This is a genomic window from Nonomuraea sp. NPDC049141 (assembly GCF_040648415.1).
Lineage (GTDB): Bacteria > Actinomycetota > Actinomycetes > Streptosporangiales > Streptosporangiaceae > Nonomuraea.
The window spans coordinates 101,067-126,753 of the sequence record NZ_JBEZDR010000009.1; the positions used below are offsets into that span (position 1 = coordinate 101,067).

9 protein-coding genes are annotated in these 25,687 nt (G+C 72.7%); 4 read left to right on the top strand and 5 right to left on the bottom strand.

Annotation, left to right across the window (positions count from 1 at the left end; all coding sequences use genetic code 11):
* The first annotated feature begins 2 nt into the window (after positions 1 to 2).
* Genes AB0B91_RS27160 through AB0B91_RS27170 form a run of 3 tightly spaced genes read left to right on the top strand, consistent with a single transcriptional unit; the run spans position 3 to position 18,412 of the window.
* Positions 3 to 6,437 carry a type I polyketide synthase gene (locus AB0B91_RS27160; protein ID WP_358325095.1) on the top strand — a complete coding sequence of 2,145 codons (6,435 nt, stop codon included), beginning with the start codon at positions 3 to 5 and terminating at the stop codon, positions 6,435 to 6,437.
* Positions 6,424 to 12,885 (top strand): SDR family NAD(P)-dependent oxidoreductase, encoded by a 6,462-nt coding sequence (locus AB0B91_RS27165; RefSeq protein ID WP_358325098.1) that lies wholly within the window; start codon positions 6,424 to 6,426, stop codon positions 12,883 to 12,885. The genes AB0B91_RS27160 and AB0B91_RS27165 overlap by 14 nt, the downstream gene beginning before the upstream one ends.
* A 22-nt stretch (positions 12,886 to 12,907) precedes the next feature.
* Positions 12,908 to 18,412, top strand: coding sequence for a type I polyketide synthase (locus AB0B91_RS27170; RefSeq protein WP_358325101.1), 5,505 nt, complete (start codon positions 12,908 to 12,910; stop codon positions 18,410 to 18,412).
* Here the strand turns inward: AB0B91_RS27170 and AB0B91_RS27175 are convergent, their stop codons facing one another.
* From AB0B91_RS27175 to AB0B91_RS27185, 3 genes are read right to left on the bottom strand one after another with little or no spacing between them, the layout of a single operon-like run.
* Positions 18,413 to 19,711: a cytochrome P450 gene (locus tag AB0B91_RS27175; protein WP_358325103.1), complete on the bottom strand. Its 1,299-nt coding sequence runs from the start codon at positions 19,709 to 19,711 to the stop codon at positions 18,413 to 18,415.
* Positions 19,665 to 21,281 (bottom strand): FAD-dependent oxidoreductase, encoded by a 1,617-nt coding sequence (locus AB0B91_RS27180; protein WP_358325105.1) that lies wholly within the window; start codon positions 21,279 to 21,281, stop codon positions 19,665 to 19,667. The genes AB0B91_RS27175 and AB0B91_RS27180 overlap by 47 nt, the downstream gene beginning before the upstream one ends.
* A gap of 60 nt (positions 21,282 to 21,341) precedes the next feature.
* Positions 21,342 to 22,031 carry a hypothetical protein gene (locus tag AB0B91_RS27185; protein ID WP_358325108.1) on the bottom strand — a complete coding sequence of 230 codons (690 nt, stop codon included), beginning with the start codon at positions 22,029 to 22,031 and terminating at the stop codon, positions 21,342 to 21,344.
* 119 nt (positions 22,032 to 22,150) lie between these two features.
* Here AB0B91_RS27185 and AB0B91_RS27190 point away from each other — a divergent pair, with 119 nt between their 5' ends.
* Entirely contained in the window at positions 22,151 to 23,866 is a 1,716-nt protein-coding gene (locus AB0B91_RS27190) for an SMI1/KNR4 family protein (RefSeq protein WP_358325111.1), read from the top strand.
* Here the strand turns inward: AB0B91_RS27190 and AB0B91_RS27195 are convergent.
* Entirely contained in the window at positions 23,852 to 24,751 is a 900-nt protein-coding gene (locus AB0B91_RS27195) for a hypothetical protein (RefSeq protein ID WP_358325114.1), read from the bottom strand. The two genes, AB0B91_RS27190 and AB0B91_RS27195, sit on opposite strands and share 15 nt — an antisense overlap.
* A gap of 135 nt (positions 24,752 to 24,886) precedes the next feature.
* The gene (locus AB0B91_RS27200) at positions 24,887 to 25,672 is read right to left on the bottom strand and encodes a DeoR/GlpR family DNA-binding transcription regulator (RefSeq protein WP_358325117.1); all 786 of its coding nucleotides are present in this window, start codon (positions 25,670 to 25,672) and stop codon (positions 24,887 to 24,889) included.
* Positions 25,673 to 25,687: the final 15 nt, after the last annotated feature.

The following is a 25,687-nucleotide window of genomic DNA, read 5'->3' on the forward strand; positions in this document are numbered from 1 at the left end:
CCGTGGACAACGAGACCAGGCTGCTGGAATACCTCAGGCGGGCGACCGCCGACCTGCGGGAGACCCGCCGCCGGCTGCGGCAGGCCGAGGACAGGAACGCCGAGCCCATCGCGATCATCGGGATGAGCTGCCGGTTCCCCGGCGCGGTCGGCACACCTGAGGAGCTGTGGCGGCTGCTGGCCGCCGGGACCGACGCGATCTCGCCGTTCCCCTCGGACCGGGGCTGGGACGTCGACCTCTACGACCCGAACCCGGACAGTCCCGGCAAGAGCTCTACGCAGTCGGGGGGATTCCTGCACGACGCCGCGCAGTTCGACCCGCACTTCTTCGGGATCAGTCCGCGGGAGGCCCTGGCGATGGATCCGCAGCAGCGCTTGCTGCTGGAGACCGCGTGGGAGGCATTCGAGGGCGCGGGCCTCGACCCGGCCTCCGCCCGGGGGACTTCCACGGGCGTCTTCGCCGGCGTCATCTACCACGACTACGGATCCAGGGTCCGCACCGTGCCGCCGGACCTCGGCGGCTACATCGGCAACGGCAGCGACGGCAGCATCGCCTCCGGCCGGGTCTCCTACCTGCTGGGGCTGGAGGGGCCGGCCATCACGGTGGACACGGCGTGCTCGTCCTCCCTGGTGGCGCTGCACCTCGCGGTCCAGGCGCTGCGCCAGGACGAGTGCGCCATGGCGCTGGCCGGCGGGGTCACGGTGATGTCCACGCCGAGCACGTTCGTGGAGTTCAGCAGGCAGCGCGGGCTGTCCCCGGACGGCCGGTGCAAGGCGTTCTCGGCCGACGCCGACGGGACGGGCTGGGGCGAGGGCGCGGGCATGCTGCTGCTGGAGCGGCTCTCGGACGCCGAGCGCCTCGCTCACCCGGTGCTGGCCGTCGTCCGCGGCAGCGCGATCAACCAGGACGGCGCCAGCAGCGGGCTGACCGTGCCCAACGGACCGTCCCAGCAGCGGGTGATCGGCCAGGCGCTGGCGGCGGCGGGCCTGACGCCCGCCGAGATCGACGTGGTGGAGGCGCACGGCACCGGCACGACGCTGGGCGACCCGATCGAGGCGCGGGCCCTGTTCGCCGCCTACGGGCAGGGGCGTCCAGAGGACAGGCCCCTCTACCTGGGATCGATCAAGTCGAACATCGGGCACACCCAGGCCGCCGCCGGCGTGGCCGGTGTGATCAAGATGGTGCTCGCGATGCGGCACGGCACGCTGCCGAAGACCCTGTACGCCGACGAGCCCTCGCCGAACGTGGACTGGTCCTCCGGCAGCATCGCCCTGCTGACCGAGAACACGGCCTGGGACACGGCGGCGGACACCCCGCGGCGGGCGGGCATCTCCTCCTTCGGAGTCAGCGGCACCAACGCGCACGTCATCATCGAGGAACACCCGCGACCCGAGCCCGCCGACATGGAGACAGCCCGACCCGCTGAGGCGGAGACGGCTCGGCCCGTCGTGCCGTGGGTGGTCTCGGCCAAGAGCGAGCAGGCACTGCGGGCTCAGGCCGGCCGACTGGCCGCCCGCGTCGAGCAGGACCCCCTGCTGTCGCCGCTCGACGTCGGCCATTCCCTGATCAGCTCGCGGACCGCCTTCCCCCATCGCGCGGTGGTGATCGGCGCCGACCGTGACGGCCTCCTCGGGGGCTTGCGCGCCGTCGCGGACGCGATCCCCGCGCCGAACCTCGTGTACGGCACGGCGACCGGCGACCCCCGGGTGGCCTTCGTCTTCCCCGGCCAGGCCGTCCTGTCCAAGGACCTGACCCTCGGGCTGCTCGACACCTCGCCGGCGTTCGCCGCCCGGCTGGCGGAGTGCGCGGACGCGCTGGAGAAGTTCGTGGACTGGAAGCTCATGGACGTGCTGCGCGGCGAGTCGGGCGCCTGGTCACTCGACCGGATGGACGTCAGCCAGCCCGCGGCGTGGGCGGTCATGGTCTCGCTGGCGCGACTGTGGCGCTCCCACGGCGTGGAGCCCGAGGCCGTCGTGGGGCATTCGCAGGGCGAGATCGCCGCCGCCTGCGTGGCCGGGGCTCTGTCGCTCGAGGACGCGGCCAAGGTCGTCGCGCTGCGCAGCCAGGCCATCACCGAGGACCTGTCCGGCCACGGCGGCATGCTGGCCGTCTCCCTCCCGCCCGACCAGGCGCTCGACCGGCTCGCCCCCTGGGCGGACCATTTGTCGATAGCCGCGGTGAACAGCCCGAACGCGGTGGTGGTCGCCGGCGCCTCGGCGGCCCTGAACGAACTGTTCGATCAACTGAAGGCCGAGGGCGTCCGGTCCAAGATGGTCCCGGTCGACTATCCCTCGCACACGGCCTTCGCCGAGCCGCTGCGTGATCGGCTGCTGACCGACCTGGCCGGGATCGACCCGTGGACGGCCGAGGTGGCGTTCTGCTCCACGGTGACCGGTGAGCTGATCGACACCGCGGAGCTCGATGCCGGTTACTGGTACACCAATCTGCGCAGGCCGGTGCGCTTCGACCAGGCGGTCCGGACCTTGATCCAGCAGGGCTACGGAATGTTCGTCGAGGTCAGCCCGCATCCGACGCTGACCGGCGCGGTTCAGGAGACGGCCGAGGCCGCGGGCGGCACGGTGGTGGCCGTCGGCTCGCTGCGCCGCGACGAGGAGGAGACGGCCAGATTCGTCACCTCACTCGCGGAGGCCCACGCACACGGAGCGCCGGTCGACTGGACTCCGATCCTCGCGCCGTCCCGGGCCCGGAAGGTGGACCTGCCCACGTACGCCTTCCAACGCGAACGCTACTGGCTGGAGGCCACCGACTCGGCCGACGTCGTCCACGCGGGCCTGACCGCGGCCGACCACCCCTTCCTCGGCGGCGCGCTGCCGCTGGCGGACTCCGACGAGGTCGTCTTCACCGGCCGGTTGTCGCTGCGGTCGCAGCCCTGGCTCGCCGGTCACGTCGTGTCCGGCACGGTGCTGTTCCCCGGCGCGGCGTTCGCCGAACTGGCCGTCGGCGCGGGCCGCCAGGTCGGCTGCGCCCAGCTGGAGGAGCTGGTCCTGGAGGCGCCACTGGCGCTGCCCGAGCAGGGCGGCGTGCTGGTGCAGGTACGGATCGACGCGCCGGACGAGACCGGGCGGCGACCGCTCGCGATGCACGCCCGCCCCGAAAGCGAGCCGGACTGGACGCGGCACGCGACCGGCGCGCTGGCCGCCGCGCGTCCCGCCGCGGACTTCGACCTGTCCGCCTGGCCACCGCCCGGCGCCGAGGCCGTCGACGTGACCGATCTCTACGACCGCCTCGCCGAGCGCGGTCTCGCCTACGACGGGCCGTTCCGCGGGCTCAAGGCCGCCTGGCGGCTGGCGGACGAGGTGTTCGCCGAGGTCGCCGTGCCGCACCGGGAAGCGGGCGCCTTCAGCCTGCATCCGGCCCTGCTGGACGCCGCGCTGCACGCGGAGTCCCTGCTGGACCCGGCCGCCCAGGAGGTGAGCCTGCCCTTCACCTGGTCCGGCCTCTCCCTGTACGCCGAAGGCGCTTCCACGGTGCGGGTCCGCCTGACCCGGTCCGGTCCCGACGAGGTGTCGCTGCGGCTGGCCGATCCCTCCGGAGCCCCGGTGGCCGCGGTGGAGTCGCTCCTGTCCCGGCCGCTCTCGACGTCGGCGCCGGACCCGCGCCGCGAGTCGATGTTCCGGATCGGCTGGATCCCCTCGCCGTACACCGGCGACCCGCCTGCGCCTTCGCCGAGCCGCCCCGCCGTGGTGGGCGCGGACGAGAGCGGGCTCGCCGCCGCCCTGGGCGCCACCGCCTGTCCCGACCTGGCCTCCGTGCCGCCGGGTTCCGAGCTCGTGTTCGTGACCTTCGCGGGCGGCGGAGCGGTGCGGGGCGCGATTCATCGGGCCCTGGCCACGGTACGGTCCTGGCTGGCCGACGACCGGTTCGCCGATTCCACGTTCGTCCTGGTCACCAGGGGAGCGGTCGCCGTGGCCGGCGAGGACGTGACCGACCTGGCCGCCGCCGCGGTGCTCGGCCTGCTGCGGTCCGCGCAGTCGGAGCACCCCGGCCGCTTCGTGCTGCTGGACCTCGACGACTCCGACATACCCGTGCCCGCCGTGCTCGCGGCGCTCACCGAGCCGCAACTGGCCGTGCGCGCGGGAGCGGTATGGGTGCCCAGGCTGGCGCGGGCGACGACCGGCGAGGCGCTGCTGCCGCCCTGGGGCGGCGAGCCGTGGCGGCTCGACTCCACCGGCGACGGCACGCTGGACGGCCTGGCGCTGGTGCCGTGTCCCGAGGCGAGCCGTCCGCTGGGACCGGGCGAGGTGCGGGTGTCGATCCGGGCGGCGGGGGTGAACTTCCGCGACGTCGTGGTGGCGCTGGGGATGGTGCCGGAGCGCGAGGTGCCGATCGGCGGCGAGGTCGCGGGTGTGGTGCTGGAGGTGGGCGCCGGGGTTGCCGATCTGGTGCCCGGTGATCGGGTACTGGGGTTGCTGGACGGCGCGTTCGGTCCGGTGGGGGTGACGGATCGGCGGTTGCTGGCTCGTATGCCTGCCGAATGGTCGTTCACGGAGGCGGCGTCGGTCCCGGGCGTGTTCCTGACCGCCTATTACGGCCTGGTGGATGTGGCCGGGGTACGGCCGGGGGACCGGGTGCTGGTGCACGCGGCTGCCGGTGGGGTGGGGATGGCGGCGGTGCAGGTGGCCCGCCGGCTGGGGGCGGAGGTCTTCGGCACGGCGAGCCCGAGCAAGTGGGCAGCGCTCACCCTGGATGAGGAGCACGTGGCCTCGTCGCGGACGTTGGACTTCGCGGAGAAGTTCGGTTCGGTGGACGTGGTGCTCAACTCGCTGGCCGGGGAGTTCGTCGACGCCTCGCTGGGGCTGCTGTCCGAGGGCGGCCGGTTCGTGGAGATGGGCAAGACGGACCTCCGCGCCCCGGACACGATCGCTTCCGGGGCCCGCTACACCGCCTTCGACCTGATCGACGTGGGTCCGGACCGGCTGGGCGAGCTGCTGGCCGAGGTCCTGGCACTGTTCGAGGAGGGCGTGTTCGAGGCGCTGCCCGTGCGCGCGTGGGATGTGCGGCGGGCGCGGGAGGCGTTCCGGTTCATGTCGCAGGCCCGGCATGTCGGGAAGGTCGTCCTGACGATGCCGGTCGCGTTCGACGGGGACGGCACCGTGCTGGTGACGGGCGGCACGGGGATGCTGGGCGGGTTGGTGGCCCGGCACCTGGTGGCCGCGTACGGCGTCCGGGATCTGGTCCTGGTGGGACGCAGAGGCGCCGAGGCACCCGGCGCGGAAGAGCTGCGCGCCGAGCTCGCGGGGTCGGGGGCGCGGGTCGAGATCGTGGCGTGTGACGTCGCCGACCGCGCCGCCCTGTCCGGGCTGCTGGACCGCGTACGTGCCGATCGCCGGCTGTCCGCGGTGGTGCACGCGGCCGGGGCGCTGGACGACGGAATGGTGGAGTCGCTCACCGCTGAGCAGGTCGACGCGGTCGTGGGGGCGAAGGCCGAGGCGGCCTGGCAGCTGCACGAGCTGACCGAGGGCCTGGATCTGTCGGCGTTCGTGCTGTTCTCCTCGGCGGCGGGCGTCCTGGGAGAGGCGGGACAGGGCAACTACGCGGCGGCGAACGCGTTCCTGGACGCCCTGGCGACGCACCGGCGCGCGCACGGCCTCGCCGCGGTGTCGCTGGCCTGGGGCTTCTGGGAACAACGCAGCGGCATGACCGCGCACCTGGACGACACCGCCCTGGCCGGGATGGCGCGGTCCGGACTGGCCGCGATCTCCTCCGCCGACGGGCTGACGCTGTTCGACGCCGCCCAGACCGTGGACGAACCCGTACTGCTGCCGATCCGGCTGGACCTCGCCGCTCTGCGGTCGAGCGCCACCCCATTACCGGCGCTGCTGCGCGGCCTGGTCCGCGATCAGGCCCGCACCCACGTACGGCAGGCCGCCCAGCCAGGTGTCACCACGCTGAAAGACCGGCTCGACGGCCTGCCGGAGAACGAACGGAAGGCCGCGCTCGTCCGGCTCGTCTGCGCCGAGGCGGCAGGCGTGCTCGGGCACCCCAGTCCCGACTCGGTGCCACCGGACCGGGCCTTCAAGGAGCTGGGCTTCGACTCGCTGACCGGGGTCGAGCTGCGCAACCGGCTCAGCGCCGCCACCGGTCTGCGCCTGCCCAGCACGCTCGTCTTCGATCACCCCACCCCGGACGCCCTCGCCGACCGGGTGAGAGCGGCCTTCCTCCCGGCCGCCGAGGACGCCTCCGCCGCCGTGTACGCGGAGCTCGACCGGCTGGAGAACGCGCTCGCCACGGTGACCGGCGACCGGGCCGGGATCACCGCCCGGCTGCGGTCACTGGTCCGCAGATGGAACGACCCGCAGGGCGAGGCGACCGAGGCCGAGCAGTACGAGGCGGCCACGGACGACGAGCTCTTCACGATGCTCGACAACGAGCTCGGCTCCTCGCGACGGAGGTCTGAGACTGATGGCGAACGATGACAAGCTCCGCGAATACCTGAGGCTCGCGACCGCCGAACTGCGGTCGGTCCATCGGCGGATGGACGAGATGGAGGCCAGGCGGCACGAGCCCATCGCGATCGTGGCCATGAGCTGCCGCCTGCCCGGCGGAGTACGCGATCCGGAGCACCTCTGGCGCCTGGTCGCCGAGGGACGCGACGCGATGTCGGAGTTCCCCGCCGACCGGAGCTGGGACCTGGAGCGGCTCTACGACCCCGACCCCGAGCACACCGGGACGTGTTACGTCAGCACGGGCGGATTCGTGCGCGACGTGGGGGACTTCGACGCGGGCTTCTTCGGCATGAGCCCGAGGGAGGCTTTGGCCACGGACCCGCAGCAGCGGCTGCTGCTGGAGACCTCATGGGAATTGCTCGAACAGGCCGGCCTCGACCCCGCCGCACTGAAAGGCAGTGAAACAGGCGTCTTCGTCGGCGCCGCGTCCTCTGGATACGGCGTCGGCCCGGCCGGGTTCCCCGACGGGGTCGAGGGCCATCTGCTGACCGGCGGCTCCACGGCCGTGATGTCCGGCCGCATCGCCTACGCGCTCGGCCTGGAGGGGCCCGCCGTCACCTTGGACACGGCGTGTTCGTCGTCCCTGGTCGCGCTCCACCTGGCCTGCGAGTCGCTGCGCAGGGGCGAGTGCGCCCTGGCCATCAGCGGCGGCGCCACCATCATCTTCACCCCTGAGATCTTCGTGGAGTTCAGCAGGCAGCGGGGTTTGGCGCGGGATGGGCGGTGCAAGGCGTTCGCGGAGGCGGCGGACGGCACGGCGTTCGCCGAGGGTGTCGGTCTGGTGTTGCTGGAGCGGTTGTCGGATGCTCGGCGCCTTGGTCATCGGGTGCTGGCGGTGGTGCGCGGGAGCGCGGTCAATCAGGACGGTGCGAGCAACGGGCTGACCGCGCCCAATGGCCCCTCCCAGCAGCGGGTGATCCGCCAGGCGCTGATCGACGCCGAGCTGTCGCCTCTTGACGTGGACGCCGTGGAAGCCCACGGCACCGGCACGATGCTGGGCGATCCGATCGAGGCGCAGGCGCTGCTGGCCACCTACGGTCAGGAGCGGCCGCGGGATCGGCCGTTGTGGCTGGGCACGGTGAAGTCCAACATCGGCCACACCCAGGCCGCCGCCGGCGTCGCCGGGGTGATCAAGATGGTCATGGCGATGCGGCACGGCGTCCTGCCGAAGACGCTGCACGTCGACACCCCGACCTCGCACGTGGACTGGTCCGCCGGGAACGTCCGGCTCTTGACCGAACCGGTCCCCTGGCCCGGCGGCGACCGTCCGCGCCGGGCGGGAGTGTCATCGTTCGGCATCAGCGGGACCAACGCCCATGTCGTCCTGGAAGGGGTCGAAGCAGAGCACACGGAGCCACGGGAGCTTGCTCGATCCGCCATGCCGATGCTGATCTCCGGCCGGAGCCCGGCGGCGTTGCGCGCTCAGGCCGAGCGGCTGAAGACCTATCTGGAAGAGCGAGAGGACCTGGCTCTGCCGGATGTGGCCTACTCACTGGCGACGACGCGGGCAGGACTGGAACATCGTGCGGTGGTGACCGCGCCGGATCGCGCCGGGCTGCTGGCGGGCCTGTCGCAGGTGACCGACGGTGTGGTGAGCGGCGGAAAGCTGGCGTTCCTGTTCACCGGGCAGGGGAGCCAGCGGGTCGGGATGGGGCTGGAACTGGCCGCGACCTATCCGGTGTTCGCCGAGCACCTGGCGGCGTCGTGCGCGCGGCTCGATCCGTGGCTGGAGCATCCGCTGATGGAGGTGATGGGGGAGCGGCCCGACCTGCTGGACCAGACGGGCTACACCCAGGCCGCCCTGTTCGCGGTGGAGGTGGCGCTGTATCGGCTGGTGGAGTCTTGGGGCGTCGTGCCCGACTTCCTGCTCGGGCATTCGATCGGCGAACTGGCGGCGGCGCACGCGGCGGGAGTGCTGTCGCTGGAGGACGCGTGCACGCTCGTGGCCGCCCGTGGCCGCCTCATGCAGGCGCTGCCGGCCGGTGGGGCGATGGTCGCGGTACAGGCGGGGGAGGAGGAGGCCGGGCGGATCCTGGCCGAGACCCCGGACGTCGACGGCGCGGTGGTGATCGCGGCGGTCAACGGGCCGGCCTCGGTGGTCCTGTCCGGTGACGAGCAGGCGGTCACACGGGCGGCGGGCCGGTTCGCCAAGTCCCGCCGGTTGCCGGTCAGCCACGCCTTCCACTCCCCCCGCATGGAGCCGATGCTGGACGCCTTCCGCGAGGTGGCCGAGGGCCTGTCGTACGGGAGCGCGTCGGTTCCGGTGGTGTCGAACCTGACCGGCGAGCCGGTACGGGAGTTCTCCGCCGAGTACTGGGTGCGGCATGTCCGCGAAGCGGTGCGATTCGCCGACGGCATCGCCTTTCTCCACGAGCGGGACGTACGGACCTTCGTCGAGCTGGGTCCCGACGGGGTGCTGTCGGGCCTGGGACAGGAGTGCGTACCCGAGCCCCAGGACGGCCGCGGCCCGGTCTTCGTACCGTTGCTGCGCCGCGGCCGAGGCGAGGCCGAGCAGGTGGTGACGGCCGTCGGGCAGGCGTACGCCGGTGGCGCGGCGGTGGACTGGGAGAGGTTCTTCGCCGGTACCGGCGCCCGCCGCGTGGACCTGCCCACCTACGCCTTCCAGCACCGGCGCTACTGGCTGAACCCCGCACAGTCCGGCGGCGATCCCTCCTCGATCGGCCTCGACGCCCCGGACCATCCGCTGCTGGGCGCCGCCGTCGAACTACCCGACTCGGGCGGATTCCTGTTCACCGCCCAGCTCTCCCTCTCCTCGCACCCGTGGCTCGCCGATCACGCGATCGGCGAGGAGGTGGTCTTCCCCGGCACCGGCCTGGTGGAACTCGCCATCAGAGCCGCCGACCAGGTCGGTTGCGGGAAGCTCGAGGAGCTGACCCTGGAGCAGCCGCTGCTCCTCCCCGAACGCGGCAGCGTCCGGCTGCAGATCGTGGTGTCCGATCCGGACGACTCCGGCACCCGGACGATCAGGATGTACTCGCAGTCCGGTGACGCGCCATGGGACCGGCACGCCACCGGCGCGCTCGCGCCGGCCGCCGCGCCCGCCGGATTCGAGCCGGCCTCGTGGCCACCGTCCGACGCGCAGCAGGTCGAGGTGGACGGACTGTATGACCGGCTCGCCGATCTGGGACTCCGGTACGGCCCGGCCTTCCGCGGCCTGCGCGCCGCCTGGACCCGTGGTGAGGAGGTCTTCGCCGAGGTCGAGCTGCCCGAGCACGCGGCGGCGGAGGCGACCCGTTTCGGCCTGCATCCCGCCCTCCTGGACGCCGCGCTGCACGCCTTCGGGTTCAGCTCCGCCTCGGCCGAGCACACCGCTTTGCCGTTCACCTGGGCCGATGTGGAGCTGCACGCCGCCGGGGCGTCGAGCCTGCGCGTACGGGTGACTCCGACGGGCGAAGATTCCCTGCGCCTGGAGGCGGCCGACGCGCTCGGTCAGCCGGTGGTGTCGATCGGCTCGCTGGTCATGCGCCAGATCACCCTCGACAAGCTCGCCAGTGCCCGCAGCGGTGCTGAACGTTCCTTGTACCACCTGGACTGGACGCCGATCTCGGTCGAGCCGGGGTCCTCGACCCGGTGCTGGGCCATCGGCGGCGAGGTCGCCGGCGCGGAGCCGTACGACGACCTTGCCGCGCTGATCCGGGCCGTCGAGTCGGGGGCGAGTCCGCCCGAGATCGTCATCGTGCACCCCGCCGTCACGGCCGGGGCCGACACCGTGGCCGTCACGGACACGGGCGACTCCGTGGCAGTCACGGACACCGAGGACTCCGTGGCGGCTGCGGACACGGGCGACTCCGTGGCCGCCGCGGTCCACTCGGCGGTCCATCGGGCGCTCGGCCTGGTGCAGGTCTGGCTGGCCGACCCACGGCTCGCCGAGTCGCGGCTGGTCTTCCTGACCAGGAAGGCGATCGCCCCCGACGACGGGCGCGATCTCGCTGGAGCCGCGGTGTGGGGCCTGATCCGGTCCGCGCAGGCCGAGAACCCCGGCCAGTTCGCCCTGCTCGACCTCGACGACCACGTCCCCCCCGCCGACTCGATCGACGACCACCTCCCCGCCGCCGACCTGATCGCCGCCGCGGCCCTCAGCGGCGAGCCGCAGCTCGTCCTGCGGGAGGGAGCGGTGCTCGCGGCCCGGCTCGCACACGCGCCCGACGCCGGCCTCACACCGCCGGCGGACGCCGCCACCTGGCGGATGGACAGCCGCGCCAAAGGCACGCTCGACGGCCTGGCCTTCGTGGACGCGCCCGAGGCCGCCGCGCCCCTGAAGCCGGGAGAGATCAGGATCGCCCTGCGCGCGGCCGGCATGAACTTCCGGGACGTGCTCAACGCCCTCGGCATGTACCCGGGCGAGAGCGGCGCGATGGGGCTGGAGGGCGCCGGCGTGATCGCCGAGATCGGCCCCGGCGTCACCGGGTTCGCGCCCGGCGACCGCGTGATGGGCCTGTTCGACGGCGGCGCGTTCGGCCCGCTGATCGTCACGGACCACCGGCAGGTGGCTCCCATGCCCGCTGGGTGGTCGTTCGCGGAGGCGGCGTCCGTCCCGGTGGCGTTCCTGACCGCCTACTACGGCCTGGTCGATCTGGCCGGGGTCCGGTCGGGGGACCGGGTGCTCATCCACGCCGCCGCCGGTGGGGTCGGCATGGCGGCGGTGCAGCTCGCCCGCCGGCTGGGCGCGGAGGTGTTCGGTACGGCGAGCCCGGGCAAGTGGGGAGCGCTCACCCTGGACGAGGACCATGTGGCCTCCTCTCGGACGCTGGACTTCGCGCAGAAGTTCGGCCAGGTGGATGTGGTGCTCAACTCACTGGCCGGCGAGTTCATCGACGCCTCACTGGGCCTGCTGTCTGAAGGCGGCCGGTTCGTGGAGATGGGCAAGACCGACCTCCGCACCCCGGACACGATCGCGCCCGGGGTCCACTACCGGCCCTTCGACCTCGTCGAAGCCGGTCCCGACCGGACCGGGCACATGCTGCGCGAGATTCTGGACCTGTTCGAGCGAGCCGAGATCCAGCCGCTTCCCGTCACGGCCTGGGACCTCCGGCGGGCCCCGGAGGCGTTCCGGTTCATGTCGCAAGCCCGGCATATCGGGAAGGTCGCACTGACGATCCCGGCCCCCTTCGACCTGGACGGCACCGTACTGGTGACCGGCGGCACCGGCGGCCTCGGCAAGCTTCTCGCCCGCCATCTCGTCGCCCGCCACGGCGTCCGCGATCTGCTGCTGACCAGCCGTCGCGGCACCGCCGTCGAGGGGGCCGAGAAACTCCGCGCCGAGCTCGCGGAGCTCGGCGCGCGGGTCGAGATCGCGGCCTGTGATGTCGCCGACCGCGACGCGCTCGCCGCACTGATCGCGGGCCGCCCGCTCACGGCCGTGGTGCACGCCGCGGGCGTACTGGACGATGGACCGATCACCTCGCTCACCCCCGAGCGACTGGACGGCGTGCTCCGGCCGAAGGCGGACGCGGCGCTGAACCTGCACGAGCTGACGCGCGGCCTCGACCTGTCTGCCTTCGTCATGTTCTCCTCGGCCGCCGGCACGATGGGCAGCTCGGGACAGGGGAACTACGCGGCCGCCAACGCGTTCCTGGACGCGCTGGCCCACCGGCGACGGGCGAAGGGGCTACCGGCGACCTCGCTGGCCTGGGGACCGTGGACGGGAAGCGGGGGCATGCTCGACACCCTCGCCGACGCGGAGGTCGCCCGGATGGCCCGCGACGGCATCATCCCGTTCACGCCGGAGACGGGCTTGTCGCTGTTCGACACCGCCCTGCTCCGGCCCGAGGCGGCCCTGGTGCCGATGCGCCTGGACACCAAGGCGATGAGCGCGCGCGGCGACTCCCTGCCGCCGATGCTCAGAGAGCTGGTACGAACCCGGCCGCGCCGCGCCGCCTCCACCGGCCGCGGCACCGGCCCGAGCCTGAAGGACAGGCTGGCCGGGCTCCCAGAGCCGGACCGGCGGAAGATCCTGCTCGACCTCGTGCTCGACCAGGTCACCGCCGTGCTCGGCCACACCTCCGCCGACGAGGTGGACCCGCACCGCCCGTTCGACGAGCTGGGGTTCGACTCGCTGACCGCGGTCGAGCTGCGCAACCGGCTGAACACCGCCGTCGATCGGCGACTGCCCACGACGGTGGCGTTCGACCACGCGACGCCGATCGCGCTGGCGGAGTACCTGCTCACGGAGATCGCGCCGGCCGACAGGCCCACCGGCGAGCGGGCGCTGGAGGAACTGGACCGGCTGGGACGGCTGCTCGGCGCGCTCACTCCCGACGAGGAGACGCGGTCGACGGTCACCGCACGGCTGCGCGGCCTCCTGGCGCAATGGCGCGGCGAACAGGCGGACCCCGGCCGAACCGTGGAGTCGGCGAGCGCCGACGAGCTGTTCGCGTTGATCGACAAGGGGCTCTGAGACTTCCGGAAGGTGGCATGACGTGGCGGACGAGCAGAAGCTCCTCGACTACCTCAGGCGGGTGACCGCCGATCTCCAGCAGACGAGGGAACGGCTCCGCGAGGCCGAGGCCCGCGAACACGAGCCGATCGCGGTGGTCGCCATGAGCTGCCGGTTCCCCGGGGACGTCCATGGTCCCGAGGACCTCTGGCAACTCGTGGCGGACGGCCGCGACGGTGTGTCGTTGTTCCCCGACGACCGGGGCTGGGACCTTTCCACGCTCTACGACCCGGATCTGACCCGTCCGGGCACCACCTACACCCGCGAGGGCGGGTTCCTGCACGCCGCCGCCGCCTTCGACGCCGGATTCTTCGGCATATCGCCCCGGGAGGCGCTGGCCGCCGACCCCCAGCAGCGCCTGATGCTGGAGGTGGCGCTGGAGGCGTTCGAGCGGGGCGGCATCGACCCGCGGTCGCTGAAGGACAGCCAGGTCGGCGTGTTCGTCGGCGCCTTCGCCGACGGGTACGGCGGCAGCCTGGGCGTGCCCGCCGAAGGCGCGGAGGGCCACCTGCTGACGGGCAACTCCACCGCGGTGATCTCGGGCCGGATCTCCTACGTGTTCGGGCTCAAGGGCCCCGCGGCCACCATCGACACGGCGTGCTCGTCGTCGCTGGTGGCGCTGCACTGGGCGTGCGAGTCGCTGCGCGGCGGGGAGAGCACGCTCGCGCTCGCCGGTGGGGTGACCGTCATGCCCACCCCCGACATCTTCGTGGAGTTCAGCCGCCAGCGCGGCCTGGCGCCCGACGGGCGGTGCAAGGCCTTCTCCGACGACGCCGACGGCACCGGCTGGGGCGAGGGCGCCGGCCTGCTGCTGCTGGAGCGGCTGTCCGACGCGCGCCGCAACGGTCATCCGGTCCTCGCGGTCGTGCGCGGGTCCGCGATCAACCAGGACGGCGCCAGCAACGGCCTGTCCGCCCCGAATGGGGTGTCCCAGCGGCGGGTCATCCGCCGTGCGCTGGCTGACGCCGGGATCGCGGCCGCCGACGTGGACTTCGTCGAGGCGCACGGCACCGGCACCACCCTGGGCGATCCCATCGAGGCGCAGGCGCTGCTGGCCACCTACGGTGCCGACCGCCCCACCGACCGGCCGCTGTGGCTGGGGTCGATCAAGTCGAACATCGGCCACACCCAGTCCGCCGCCGGTGTCGCTGGTGTGATCAAGGCGGTGCTGGCCATGCGGGCGGGCCTCCTGCCCAAGACGCTGCACGTGTCCGCGCCCTCGTCGCACGTGGACTGGACCGCGGGCAACGTCCGGCTCCTGACCGAGGCCGTCGACTGGCCGGACAGCGACGGCCCCCGCCGGGCCGGCGTGTCCGCCTTCGGCGTCAGCGGCACGAACGCGCACGTGATCCTGGAACAGGCCCCGGCGGACGATACCGCCCCGACCGGGGCCGCGCCGTCGGCGGACGACGCCACCCCGGCCGGGGTCGCATCGCCTGCTGCGGTCGCGTGGGTGGTGTCGGCCAAGAGCCAGGCCGCTCTGCGGGCTCAGCTCGATCGGCTTGGCGCGCATGTGGCGCGGCACCCCGGTCAGCCCGTCGCCGATGTCGGGTTCTCCCTGGCCACGACGCGGACGGCGTACCGGCATCGCGCCGCCGTCGTCGGACGGGACCGTGACGAGCTGCTGGCGGCCGTGCGCGGGATGGCCGCGGGTGAGCAGGTCCCCGGCGCGGTCGGCGGGGTGGCCGGTGTGCCGGGCAAGACGGTGTTCGTCTTCCCGGGTCAGGGGTCGCAGTGGGCGGGCATGGCCACCCAACTGCTCGACGAATCGCCGGTCTTCGCCGAGCACTTCGCCGCCTGCGAGCGCGCTCTCACCCCGTTCGTGGACTGGTCCCCGGCCCGGGTGCTCCGCGGCGCGCCCGGCACGCCCCCGCTGGAGCGGGTGGACGTGGTCCAGCCGCTGCTGTGGGCGGTCATGGTGGCGCTGGCCGGGCTGTGGCGTTCGTACGGCGTGCGCCCCGACGCGGTGATCGGCCACTCCCAAGGCGAGATCGCCGCCGCCACGGTGGCGGGTGGCCTGTCCCTGGAGGACGGCGCCCGCGTGGTCGCCCTGCGCAGCCAGGCCATCGGCGCCGTGCTCGCGGGCCGGGGCGGCATGGCGTCCGTCGGGCTGCCCGTCGAAGAGCTGACCGCGCGCCTTGACCGGCGACCGGGTGACTACTCCCTGGCCGCGGTCAACGGAGCACGCTCGGCCGTGGTCTCCGGGTCACCCGGCGCGCTCGGCGAACTGGTCGCGGAGCTCACCGCCGAAGGGATCCGGGCCAAGCTGATCCCGGTCGACTACGCCTCACACTCGGCCCAGGTCGACGAGCTGCGTGAGCGCCTGCTGCAGGACCTCGGGCCGATCAGGCCCCGCACGGGCGACGTGCCGATGATCTCGACGGTGACCGGCGACTGGATCGACACAGCCGGGCTCGACGCCGCGTACTGGCACGCCAACCTGCGGCAGACCGTGCGGTTCGACGCGGCCGTCCACGCGCTCGTCGCCCAGGGCCACGCGGTCTTCGTCGAGACCAGCCCGCACCCGGTGCTCACCATGGGCGTCCAGGAGACCCTCGACGCCCTCGACCGCGACGCCGTGGTCAGCGGCACGCTCCGCCGCGAGGACGGCGGTCAGGCCCGCATGCTCGCCTCGCTCGCCGAGCTGCACGTACGCGGCGTCGGCGTGGACTGGTCCGCCGTCTACCCCGGCGCCCGCCGGGTGGACCTGCCGACCTACGCCTTCCAGCGCGAACGCTACTGGCTGGAGGCCGCGAGCGCCGCCACCCCGAGCGCCGACCCCGACGAAGCCGATTTCTGGGCGGCGGTGGACCGGGGCGACGTGCCACGGTTCGCCGAGGTGGACCCGGCCGCCCTGGCCGAGGTGCTGCCGGCGCTGTCGGCGTGGCGGAGGCAGCGGCGGCAGGCGGCGACGCTGGACTCCTGGCGCTACCGGGTGGCCTGGCGGCCGGTACGGGAGGCGGCCGACGCGACGCTGACCGGAACATCCTGGATCGTCGCCCTGCCGACGCTCGACGGTGCCGACACGCGGGCGACGTCGGTCGTCAACGGGCTGGCCAAGGCGGGCGCCCATGTGGTGCCGATCCAGGTGGGGGACCAGGACCGGGCCGCGCTCGCGCGTACCCTGCGCGACGCGCTCCCCGAGGAGCCGCCGACCGGCGTGCTCTCCCTGCTGGCGCTCGACGACCGCGCCCACCCGGCCCACCCCGTCCTGTCCCGCGGCTCGGTCATGACCGTCACGCTGGTGCAGGCGCTCGGCGACGCGGAGATCTCCGCGCCGCTGTGGGCGCTCACCTCGGGCGCGGTGGCCGTGGAGCAGGCGGCCGAACTCCGGTCCCCCTCCCAGGCGGTGGTGTGGGGCATCGGCACCGTCCTCGCCCTGGACCACCCAGACACCTGGGGCGGCCTGATCGACGTACCCGCCGAACCGGACGAACGTGCCGTCGCCCGCCTGTGCGGCGCGCTGTCCGGGCGGGACGGCGAGGATCAGTTGGCGGTACGGGCGGCGGGCGTCTTCGCCCGGCGGATGGAGCGCGCGCCACTGGGCGACGCGACGCCCGAGGCCCCTTGGCGACCGCACGGCACGGTGCTCGTCACCGGCGGCACCGGCGGTGTCGGCGCGCGGGTCGCCCGCTGGCTGGCGGCCCGCGGCGCCGAGCACCTCGCGCTGGTCAGCCGCCGGGGCCGGGCCGTCGAGGGCGTCGCCGAGCTGGAAGCCGAGCTGACGGCGCTCGGCGCCAAGGTCACCGTGGCCGCCTGTGACGTCGCCGACCGCGAAGGGCTGCGCCGCGTGCTCGACGCGCTGCCCGACGGTCAGCCGCTGACCGCGATCGTGCACGCGGCCGGCGTCGTACGCGACGACACGCTGCTCGCCGACAGCACGATCGCGGAGTTCGCCGAGACGGCCGAGGGCAAGATCGCGGGAGCGCTGCTCCTCGACGAGCTGTCGATCGGCCATCCGGTGGAGCGATTCGTCCTGTTCTCCTCCGGCTCCGCGGTGTGGGGCCAGGCGGGACAGGCCGCCTACGCGGGAGCCAACGCGTTCCTGGACGCGCTGGCCCACGCGCGCCGTGCCCGCGGGCTCCCGGCCACCTCGGTCGCCTGGGGCGCCTGGGGCGGCGGCGGCATGGTGGACGAGTCGGTCGGCGCGCGGCTGCGCCGGCTCGGCGTACGCGTCATGGAGCCCGACGCGGCGGTGACCGCGCTGGAGAAGGTCCTCGACCACGACGAATCCCACCGCGTGGTGGCCGACATCGACTGGAGCCGGTTCGCCTCAGTGTTCACCCTCGCCAGGCCGCGGCCGCTGCTTCGCGCGCTGCCCGACGTACAGGCGGTCCTGGACGCCGACGGCGAAGCGGCCGGTCAGGAGCCGTCACTCGTGGCAGAACTGTCCGGACTTGCGGCGGACGAGCGCGTCGACCGGCTGCGCGACCTGGTGCGGGCGCACACCGCGAAGGTGCTCGGACATTCCGGTCCCGACTCGATCGACCCCGACCAGAACTTCCTCGAAGCCGGATTCGACTCACTGACCTCGGTCGAACTGCGGAACAGCCTCGCCGGCTCCACCGGACTGCGCATGCCCGCCACCGTGGTCTTCGACCACCCCAGCCCCTCCGCCCTGGCCAGGCACCTGTCGGACGAGTTCGGCGGCCCGCGGACCGGCGACCCGCACTCGGGCGACAGCCTCAGCGCGCTGTTCGGGGAGGCGGCCCGCGCGGGCAAGACGCACGAGGGCCTGGCCGTGCTGCGCGCCGTGGCCGAGCTGCGGCCGTCCTTCGACGCGCCGGACGAACTCGCCGCCATCCCGCCGGCGCTCAAGCTGGCGACCGGTCCCGGCGAACCTGCCCTGTTCTGCTTCAGCACACCCATGGCGTTGGGGGGAGCCGCCCAGTTCGCCCGGCTCGCGGCGAACTTCCAGGGTCTGCGCGACCTCTTCGCCCTGCCCGTCCTCGGCTTCGCGCCCGAGGAGAGCCTGCCCGGTACGGCCGAAGCCGCCGTACGCACCTGGGCGCGGAGCGTCCGCGACGCGGCCGACGGGAGACCGTTCGCGCTCCTCGGCTACTGCGCCGGCGGGATCTTCGCGCACGCCGCGGCCGGATACCTGGAGGAGATGGGGGTCCACCCGGCCGGCCTGATCCTGCTCGACACCTTCCTGGCCGACAGCCAGGTGGTCGACGACCTCGGGGCGCAGATGGTCGAGGGCATGTTCGAGCGAGAGGACTCCTTCGGGCCCTTCACCAACGCGCGGCTCTCGGCGATGGGCCGCTACTACAAGCTGTTCCGCGAATGCGAGCTGGGAGAAGTGACGGCACCCATCCTGTTCATCCATCCGGACACGCCGCTGGCGCCCTCCCCCACCGGGGAGTGGCGTGCCTCCTGGCACACGAAGCACACCGCCCAGGAGGTGAAGGGCGATCACTTCACGATGCTGGAGGGCGAGGCGCCGTCCATGGCCCACACCATCGAAACCTGGCTCGAGTCCCTGTAGTCACGTGATCGGCTTGTACGGCAGCACCCGGTCGTACGCGACAAGAAGGTGACGCGGACCTCTCAGGGTGGAGCTGGGGCGGTAGGGCGGCGGATCGGTGACCAGGCGGGGATTCACCAGCCGGTGCGCGAGCTCGCGGAGCGCGATCTGGGCCTCCAGGCGGGCCAGCGGAGCGCCGAAGCAGTGGTGGACCCCGCCGCCGAAACCGAGGTGCTGGATGTAGGGGCGGTCAGGATCGAAGCGGTCGGGATCCCGCAGGTGCGCGGGGTCGCGGCTGCCCGAGGCGAGGGCGAGGACGATGGGCGAACCCTTCGGGATGGTGACACCCGCGATCGTGATGTCGTCGAGGGCGACGCGCTGGGACAGGAAGTGCACGGGCGGCTCGTAGCGCAGCAGTTCCTCGACGGTGTGGATGATCAGGTCCGGCTCCTGGCGGAGCCGTTCGATCAGCCACGGGTTACGCAGCAGGGTGAGCATCCCGTTGGTGATGAGGTTGACCGTGGTCTCGTGCCCGGCGATCAGCAACAGCGCGGCGGTCGAGATCACCTCTAGGTGCGACATCGACCCGTCGGGGCCGTCATCGGTGACCAGCCCGGACAGGAGGTCATCGCCCGGGTCCTTGCGGTGGGCCTCGGCGAGCTCGCCCAGGTACTGGCCCAGCGTGACCACGGTGGCCTGCCGTCTCTTGAGCCGCTCCTCCCTGTCGTCCTCCCCGGGGCCGAGGGTCTCCACGATCTCGTCCGCCCACTTGTGGAAGCGGGGTTCGTCCTCCACGGGCACGCCGAGCAGGCGGCAGATCACCGTGACCGGGAACGGGTAGGCGACGTCGTCGACGATGTCGGCCTCGGTCCGGTCCGCGATGCCGTCGATCAGCCCTGTGACGATCTCGAGCAGCTCCCCGCGCAGGCTCTCCACCTTGCGCGGCGAATGGGGCGGCCCGAAATGACGCATGGCCAGGCGCCGGAGCCGGTCATGCTCGGGCGGATCGGTGGCGATGAAGGAGGGTGGCAGCCCCTCGGAAGGGGGCGCGTCGGCGAGATTGCGGCGGTCCGAGCTGACCCGCGGATCGTGCAGCAGCGCGACGATCTCCTCGTACGTGCTGACGACATAGCTGCCGTCCTCCTGCCGCGCCACAGGTGTCCTGCGCAGCTCGGCGTACAGCGGGTACGGGTCGGCCCGGTTGGCGAACTGGTGAATCTGCGCGAAGATGCTGGCCGGCTCCACGAGGCTGCCTCCCTTTGTCGAGATGGTCTTACCGTTGGGGGCGTACGAGCGCGACGCGGCGTTCGGCCGGATCATGACCGGTCACCACCACGGTCGCTCCTTCGGCGGGCTTGATCCGCTGCGGGACCTCGGCCGGCACGGGCCGCATCCCGTCGCGCCGGTCGACCGTGCGGAAGTCCGGCGGGAACGGCGCGGCCTGTTCGATCAGGCGCCGGTAGAAGTCCACCCACATCGCCTGGTCGAAGGTGACCGCGGCGGTGATCCTGCCCCGGTAGCCATAGACGGCGACGAACCGGCGCTCGGCCACCGAGCCCTGCGCGATCACCAGCTCGTCGGCGAAGCTCGGTACGCCGACCGACTTGATGTTCGTGCCGAACTGGTTGGACCAGAACACCGGCAACGACAGATGCGGCCAGCGATGAGCCTGGTCGCTGATCATGTTGTGCGCGGCGACCTCGGCCTGGGCGACGGCGTTGCCCCAGTGCTCCAGCGCGACGAACTGGTAGTGGTACACCGGATGCGGGAACCGCGCCACGTCACCGGCGGCGAACACGTTGTCGGTGACCAGGCCGTTGATGTCGAAGGCGCGGCAGCCCGCGTCGGTGGCCACCCCCCACACACCGGCCGCCAGCCCCGAGCCCTCCAGCCATTCCACGTTGCGGATCGCGCCGAGCGCGACCACCGCCATGTCGGCCTCGACGGTGCTGCCGTCGGACAGCCGGGCCCCGATCAGCCGCCCGTCCGCGTCTCCGTCGAGCGAGGCGACCGTGACCCCGCAGCGCAGGTCCACGCCGGCCGCGCGCTGCATGTCCGCCGCCACCGCGCCGATCACCTTGCCCAGCGCGCCGTTCAGCGGAACGGGCCCGTGGTCGACGACGGTCACCGGCAGGCCGAGCTCGCGGCAGACCGAGGCCACCTCCGACCCGGTGAACCCTGCCCCGATGACCAGCACCCGGTTGACTCCGGCGACCAGCCGCTGCCGCATCCGGTGTGCCTCATCCAGCGTGCGCAGGACGTACACGCCGTCGAGCGCCGCCTCCTGCTCCTTCGGCCACGGTCTGGCCCGCGCGCCGGTGGCGATCAGCAACTTGTCGAAGCCGAGTTCCCGGCCGTCGGCCAGCCGCACCCGCTGGGCGGAGAGGTCCAGTCCGGTCGCCGTGGTGCTCGGCAGCCATTCGACGTCCGGTTCGCGAAGGTGGGGGAGCAGGGTGCGTTCGGCGGGCACCTTGCCCGACAGCACCTGCTTGGACAGCGGTGGCCGGTCGTACGGCTGGTGCGGCTCGTCCCCGACCAGGGTCAGCGAGCCCGTGAAGCCGTCTCTCCGCAGCACCCCGGCGGCCCGGCCGCCGGCCAGGGAGGCGCCGACGATGACGATGCGGCCGTTGCGCTTGAACTCCCCGTCACCGCCCGTCGGGGCGGGGGCCATCTCGGGCCGCATGGTTCTGTGCTGGGTGGCCATCCGGCCGACGTGAATGGCCTGGACCGGGCAGGCCGCGGCCGCCCGCAGCACGTGCTCGCGCTGGTCGTCGTCCGGGCCGGTGTCGTACAGGAGCGCTTCCTGACCGGGCATCGTGAACACGTCCGGCGCCAGGAAGACGCACTGCCCGTACCCCTGACAGCGCGTGAGATCAACGACAACTCTCACAGCAACACTCCCCGTCGAGCCGATCTGAAAGGCCCTTACCCAGCTCCTCGTGGTCGAGGGTCATGAGCCGGGCATCTTGCCGGAGATCATCCGGAACCGGCCGCGGGCGACGATCAGGTAGCAGCCGACGATCAGGATCCAGACCGGGAACGCGAGCTCCGACCAGGCGACCCTGCTGACGACCAGGAGGAGCACCAGCCCGACGAGGTAGCCGAGCCAGGACAGCCAGCGGGGAAGGAGGCCGAGCCGAGTGCCGATGGTCGTGGTCGTCAGGGTGAACACGGCGGCCATCCGCGGCGCGTACTCGGTGAGCAGGCTCAGCGTGAGGTGCCGCCCGTAGTGCCAGAAGTCCGTGGGCTGGGGCGGGGTCCGCATCGTGTCGATCGTGGCCAGGAAGGCGGTCGCCGTCGCGCCGAAGACGAAGAGCATCGCCACGAAGAGCAGTCCGGCGCCGAAGAAGACCGTGGCGAAGAACCGGTCTTCCCGCGCTCCGATGGAGTCCCGTATGGCGCCCATGAACCACAGGAAGAAGATCCCGCCGAACGGCAGGAGGATCAGCGCCACCCGCAGGGCGTTGTGGGCGGTGGTGTCGGCGAGATAGGCGGCCGCGTCGAGCGGCCGGGCGGGCACCGCCAGGCGCACCAGGATCATGGCACCGCCCAGCGGCAGGGCGGCGAGGATCCCCGCCGCGCCCGCGGCGCGCGGCGTCCGCAACGCCTTCGCCGGCGGTTCGGCATCGCCTCCTTGCATGGGGTCCTACTTCCGGCGGTACGACATCGTGTATGACGCTACGTGTCCACTGGATACGCTCGGTAATCATCATGCGCTGTGTGGCAGAGGGGGGTGTTTCCGATGATTAGGTATGTCCTGTGACCGATGATCGTGACTCCGAGATCGCCGATGTGCTCCGTACCATGGCCGGGAAGATCGCGGCCGGGGCGCCCGCGGGGTGGCGGCGGGCCGAGCTGCGGGGGTTCGCGACAGGCTCGGACGGGTCCGGCCACCGCGGCCTGAGATTCGAGCCGAGCGGAGCCGACGCGGGCGAGATCGACCTGCATCCGGAGATGTGCGCCCTCTACACCCTGACGGGGGCGACGGGCGATCACCTCACCATCGAGTTGACGGTCGCGGCCAGGGGGCGGTTCGAGGCGGTGATCAGCGAGTCGCTGGACCGCATGGAGCACGAAGAGCGCGGCTACCTCTATGTACTCGATCGGGAGGTGCTGCCGGTCGAGCCCGCGGAGTTCCAGCAGGACCGGTCGGATCGCCGGCCGGCGGGAGACCCGAAGGAGGCCGTCGCGCTGCTCGGCGCCTACTTACGCGAGCGCGAGCGGGTCCTGGGCGGTCCGAGCGGGGACAAGTACGCGCCGCCGCCCGCGATCCCCGAAGCGCGCCGCGCCTGGCTCGAGGCCCAGCTCCGGGTCCGGTACGGCGTGACGCTCCCCGACGACCTGCGCGCCCTTTACGAGCTGGTCGACGGCGACGGCGGTGAGGGCCTCCTGGACCGGCACCCCTGGTTCGGCCTGGAACAGCTGGAGAGCCAGAGCCGTCCGGAGAACCGCTGGTGGGCCGCCGGGCGGAGCTGGCGCCATCATCTGGTCCAGCCGCTCATCACCGAGGTCGGCCCCCCGCTGGCGATGCGGCGGGCGTCCGACCACCCGTGCTGGATCCCGTTCGCCACCACCACCGGGGGCGACTTCCTGGCGGTGGACATGGCGCCCGGCCCCGCGGGGCGGCCGGGTCAGGTCATCCGCATGGGGCTGCACCACGACGGCGGCCCGGTCTACGTCGCCGACTCGGTGACCAGTCTGCTGCGGCGCCACGTCGCCGCCCTGGAGGCCGGCGCCTACTCGGCCGAGCACGGCGAGCTGTGGATCGAGCTCGGCGACATGGCGAAGCCGAACCGCTACGCCTACGAGGAATCCCGCTCGCTGACGGTCGCCGGTCCCGACGCGGCCTCCATCCGGGGCTGGCACCCGCGGATCCAGCGCCTGTCGGTGGTCAACGCCCCCTGGGTCGACTTCGGGGCCGTGCGCGGCGCGCCGATGCTGTGGGAGGTGACGGTGGACAACTGCCCGGGCGCCGACCTGACGCCGCTGCGCGACACCCCGGTGGAGCTGCTCGATCTGGCCATGGACGGGGTCGACCTCGCGCCGCTGGAGGGCCACGCCGCGCTGCGGTCGCTGACGCTGCGCACCGAGCGGCCCGTGGACCTGGCGCCGCTGCTGTCCTGCCCGCGGGTGTACGCGCTGGATCTGTCCCGCGCCGCCGTACGCGACCTCGGCGTGCTCGGTGAGCTGAAGGGCCTGCTCTACCTGAACCTGCGCCGCGGGCAGTGGCAGGAGCTCTGGAAACGGGCCGGTCACCCGGCGGGGCTGGCGGCGGCCGGGCTGGCCGCCGAGCCGCGCCGGGAGAAGGCCTGGTGGTGGTCGGCCGACCGGGCCTACCACGCCCCCGAACCGTCACTGAAGACGGCGGTCCGATGGGCGGCCGACCTGGCCGGCGGGGCGGGGAACGTACGGGTCTTCACGGGCAGGTTCCAGCGCTTTCCGGGACGTCGGCGCTGGGGCTCAGCCTCGGGTTGAGATCAACTGCAGGGCGCGCTCGTGCTGCTGCCGCGACGGGGGCCGCGTCCAGGTGATGCCGGGCCGTTGCTCGGCGAGCATCCGCGCCAGGGCCGCGGACATGACGTCCACGGGCTGGGCATGCGGCATCTGTGGGCGAGCCAGCTGATACTCGGCGAGCACTCGGCCGTAGTCGTACATCAGCGTGTTGGTGAACCGGCTCTGCTCGGCGTCGGCGCGCTCCAGCCCCGCGACGAACTCGGGCTCCGGCTCCTCGATCACCGCCTTGTAGACGTCGAGGCGGTTGCGGATCTCACCGGGCGCGGCATGGCTGTGCGCGTCGTCGTACATGCGCCGCACATGCTCCGGCACCTCGGTCAGCACGGTGAGCATGCCGTAGCCGGAGTCCTCGTTCCCATAGCCGCCGACGCCCCCGTCGACGCCCTGCGCGTGCGTGGCCATCCCCATCTCGCGGGTGAAGTCGTACTTGTCCATGCCGTCGACCGGCTCCTCGATCCAGTCGTCGTCGAGGTGCAGCACGCCGGCGACCTCCGCCTGCGCGGCCCGGTCGAGGAGGTGCCGTACGGCGCCCGCCGGATCCGCGAGCGCCCCCGGGCCCATCGCGGCGAACTGCTCGGTCAGCAGGAACAGCGAGACCATCATCGACGGGTGGTAGACGTGCAACGCCCCCGCCTCCCGATGCGGGAAGACGGTGTTCTCGTCGTCGTACGCCTCCAGGCCGGCCATGAAGGCCTGCTCCTGCTCCTCGGTGAGCACGAGCTCCCAGGCCCACTTGCGCTCCACGTGGAACTTGTAGAAGTCCTCACCCCTGAGCGGGTCGCGGAACTTCCACCACAGAACGACCCCGACGATCAGCACGGCGACCACGCCGAGTGCGATCAGCATCCGGATTCCCCCAATCTCCTGACTTATCCCGTTTCCTGGCGTCAAGCACAGAGCGGGAAGCCTAGCGGTGAGAGTCCGCGGAGGTGCGGGAAACGATCAGATCTCGGCGTGGGGCGCGTCCGTCTCAGACCCGTCTCAGACACGGATGACCCGGAGGCCGGCGTCGGCGAACTGGGCGGTCAGCTCGGCCGGGGCGGCGGAGTCCGTCACCAGGATGTTGATCTGGTTCAGCGGGCAGACCAGGGCGAACGCCCGGCGGCCCAGCTTCGAGCTGTCGGCCACCACGATCACCTGACGGGCCTTCGCGGCCATCAGCCGGTTGACGGCCGCCTCGCCCTCCCCGTGGGCGCTGGCGCCGTGCTTCACGTCGAGCGCGTCGACACCGAGCACCGCCACATCGAGCGCGACGTCCGCCAGCATGCCCGTCGCCACCGGGCCCACCAGCTCGTACGACTCGGCGCGGGCGGAGCCGCCCGTGGTGACCACGTGCAGATGCGGCCGCACGGCCAGCTCGTGGGCGATGTTCAGGGCGTTGGTCACCAAGGTGAAGGCCGGACCGCGGCGGCCGGAAGGCGGGTCGGGGCGGTTGGCCAGAACCCTGGCCACCTCGGTCGTGGTGGTGCCGCCGTTGAGCCCGATCGTGGCCCCCACCGGCACCAGGGCCGCCGCCGCCGAGGCGATGCGCTGGTTGTCCGGCGCGTGCTGGGCGACCTTGTAGCGCTGCGGCAGGTCGTAGGAGACGCTGTGCGCGATGACGCCGCCCCTGGTCCTGCTCAGCAACTGCTGGTCGGCGAGCTCGTCGAAGTCGCGTCTGATCGTGGCCGCGGACACGCCGAGCTTCCGCGCCGTCTCCGACACGTCCAGTCGGCCGGCCTCGGCGACGAGCTCTAACAGCAAGTTCCAGCGTTCGTACCGGTTCACTGTTCAATCATGCCC

What these genes read in the sequence shown, in the direction of transcription:
- AB0B91_RS27175 (WP_358325103.1), bottom strand. Translation starts at nt 19,711, where the DNA reads ATGATCCGGCCGAACGCCGCGTCGCGCTCGTACGCCCCCAACGGTAAG.
- AB0B91_RS27195 (WP_358325114.1), bottom strand. Translation starts at nt 24,751, where the DNA reads ATGCTGATCGCACTCGGCGTGGTCGCCGTGCTGATCGTCGGGGTCGTT.
- AB0B91_RS27165 (WP_358325098.1), top strand. Translation starts at nt 6,424, where the DNA reads ATGGCGAACGATGACAAGCTCCGCGAATACCTGAGGCTCGCGACCGCC.
- AB0B91_RS27185 (WP_358325108.1), bottom strand. Translation starts at nt 22,031, where the DNA reads ATGCAAGGAGGCGATGCCGAACCGCCGGCGAAGGCGTTGCGGACGCCG.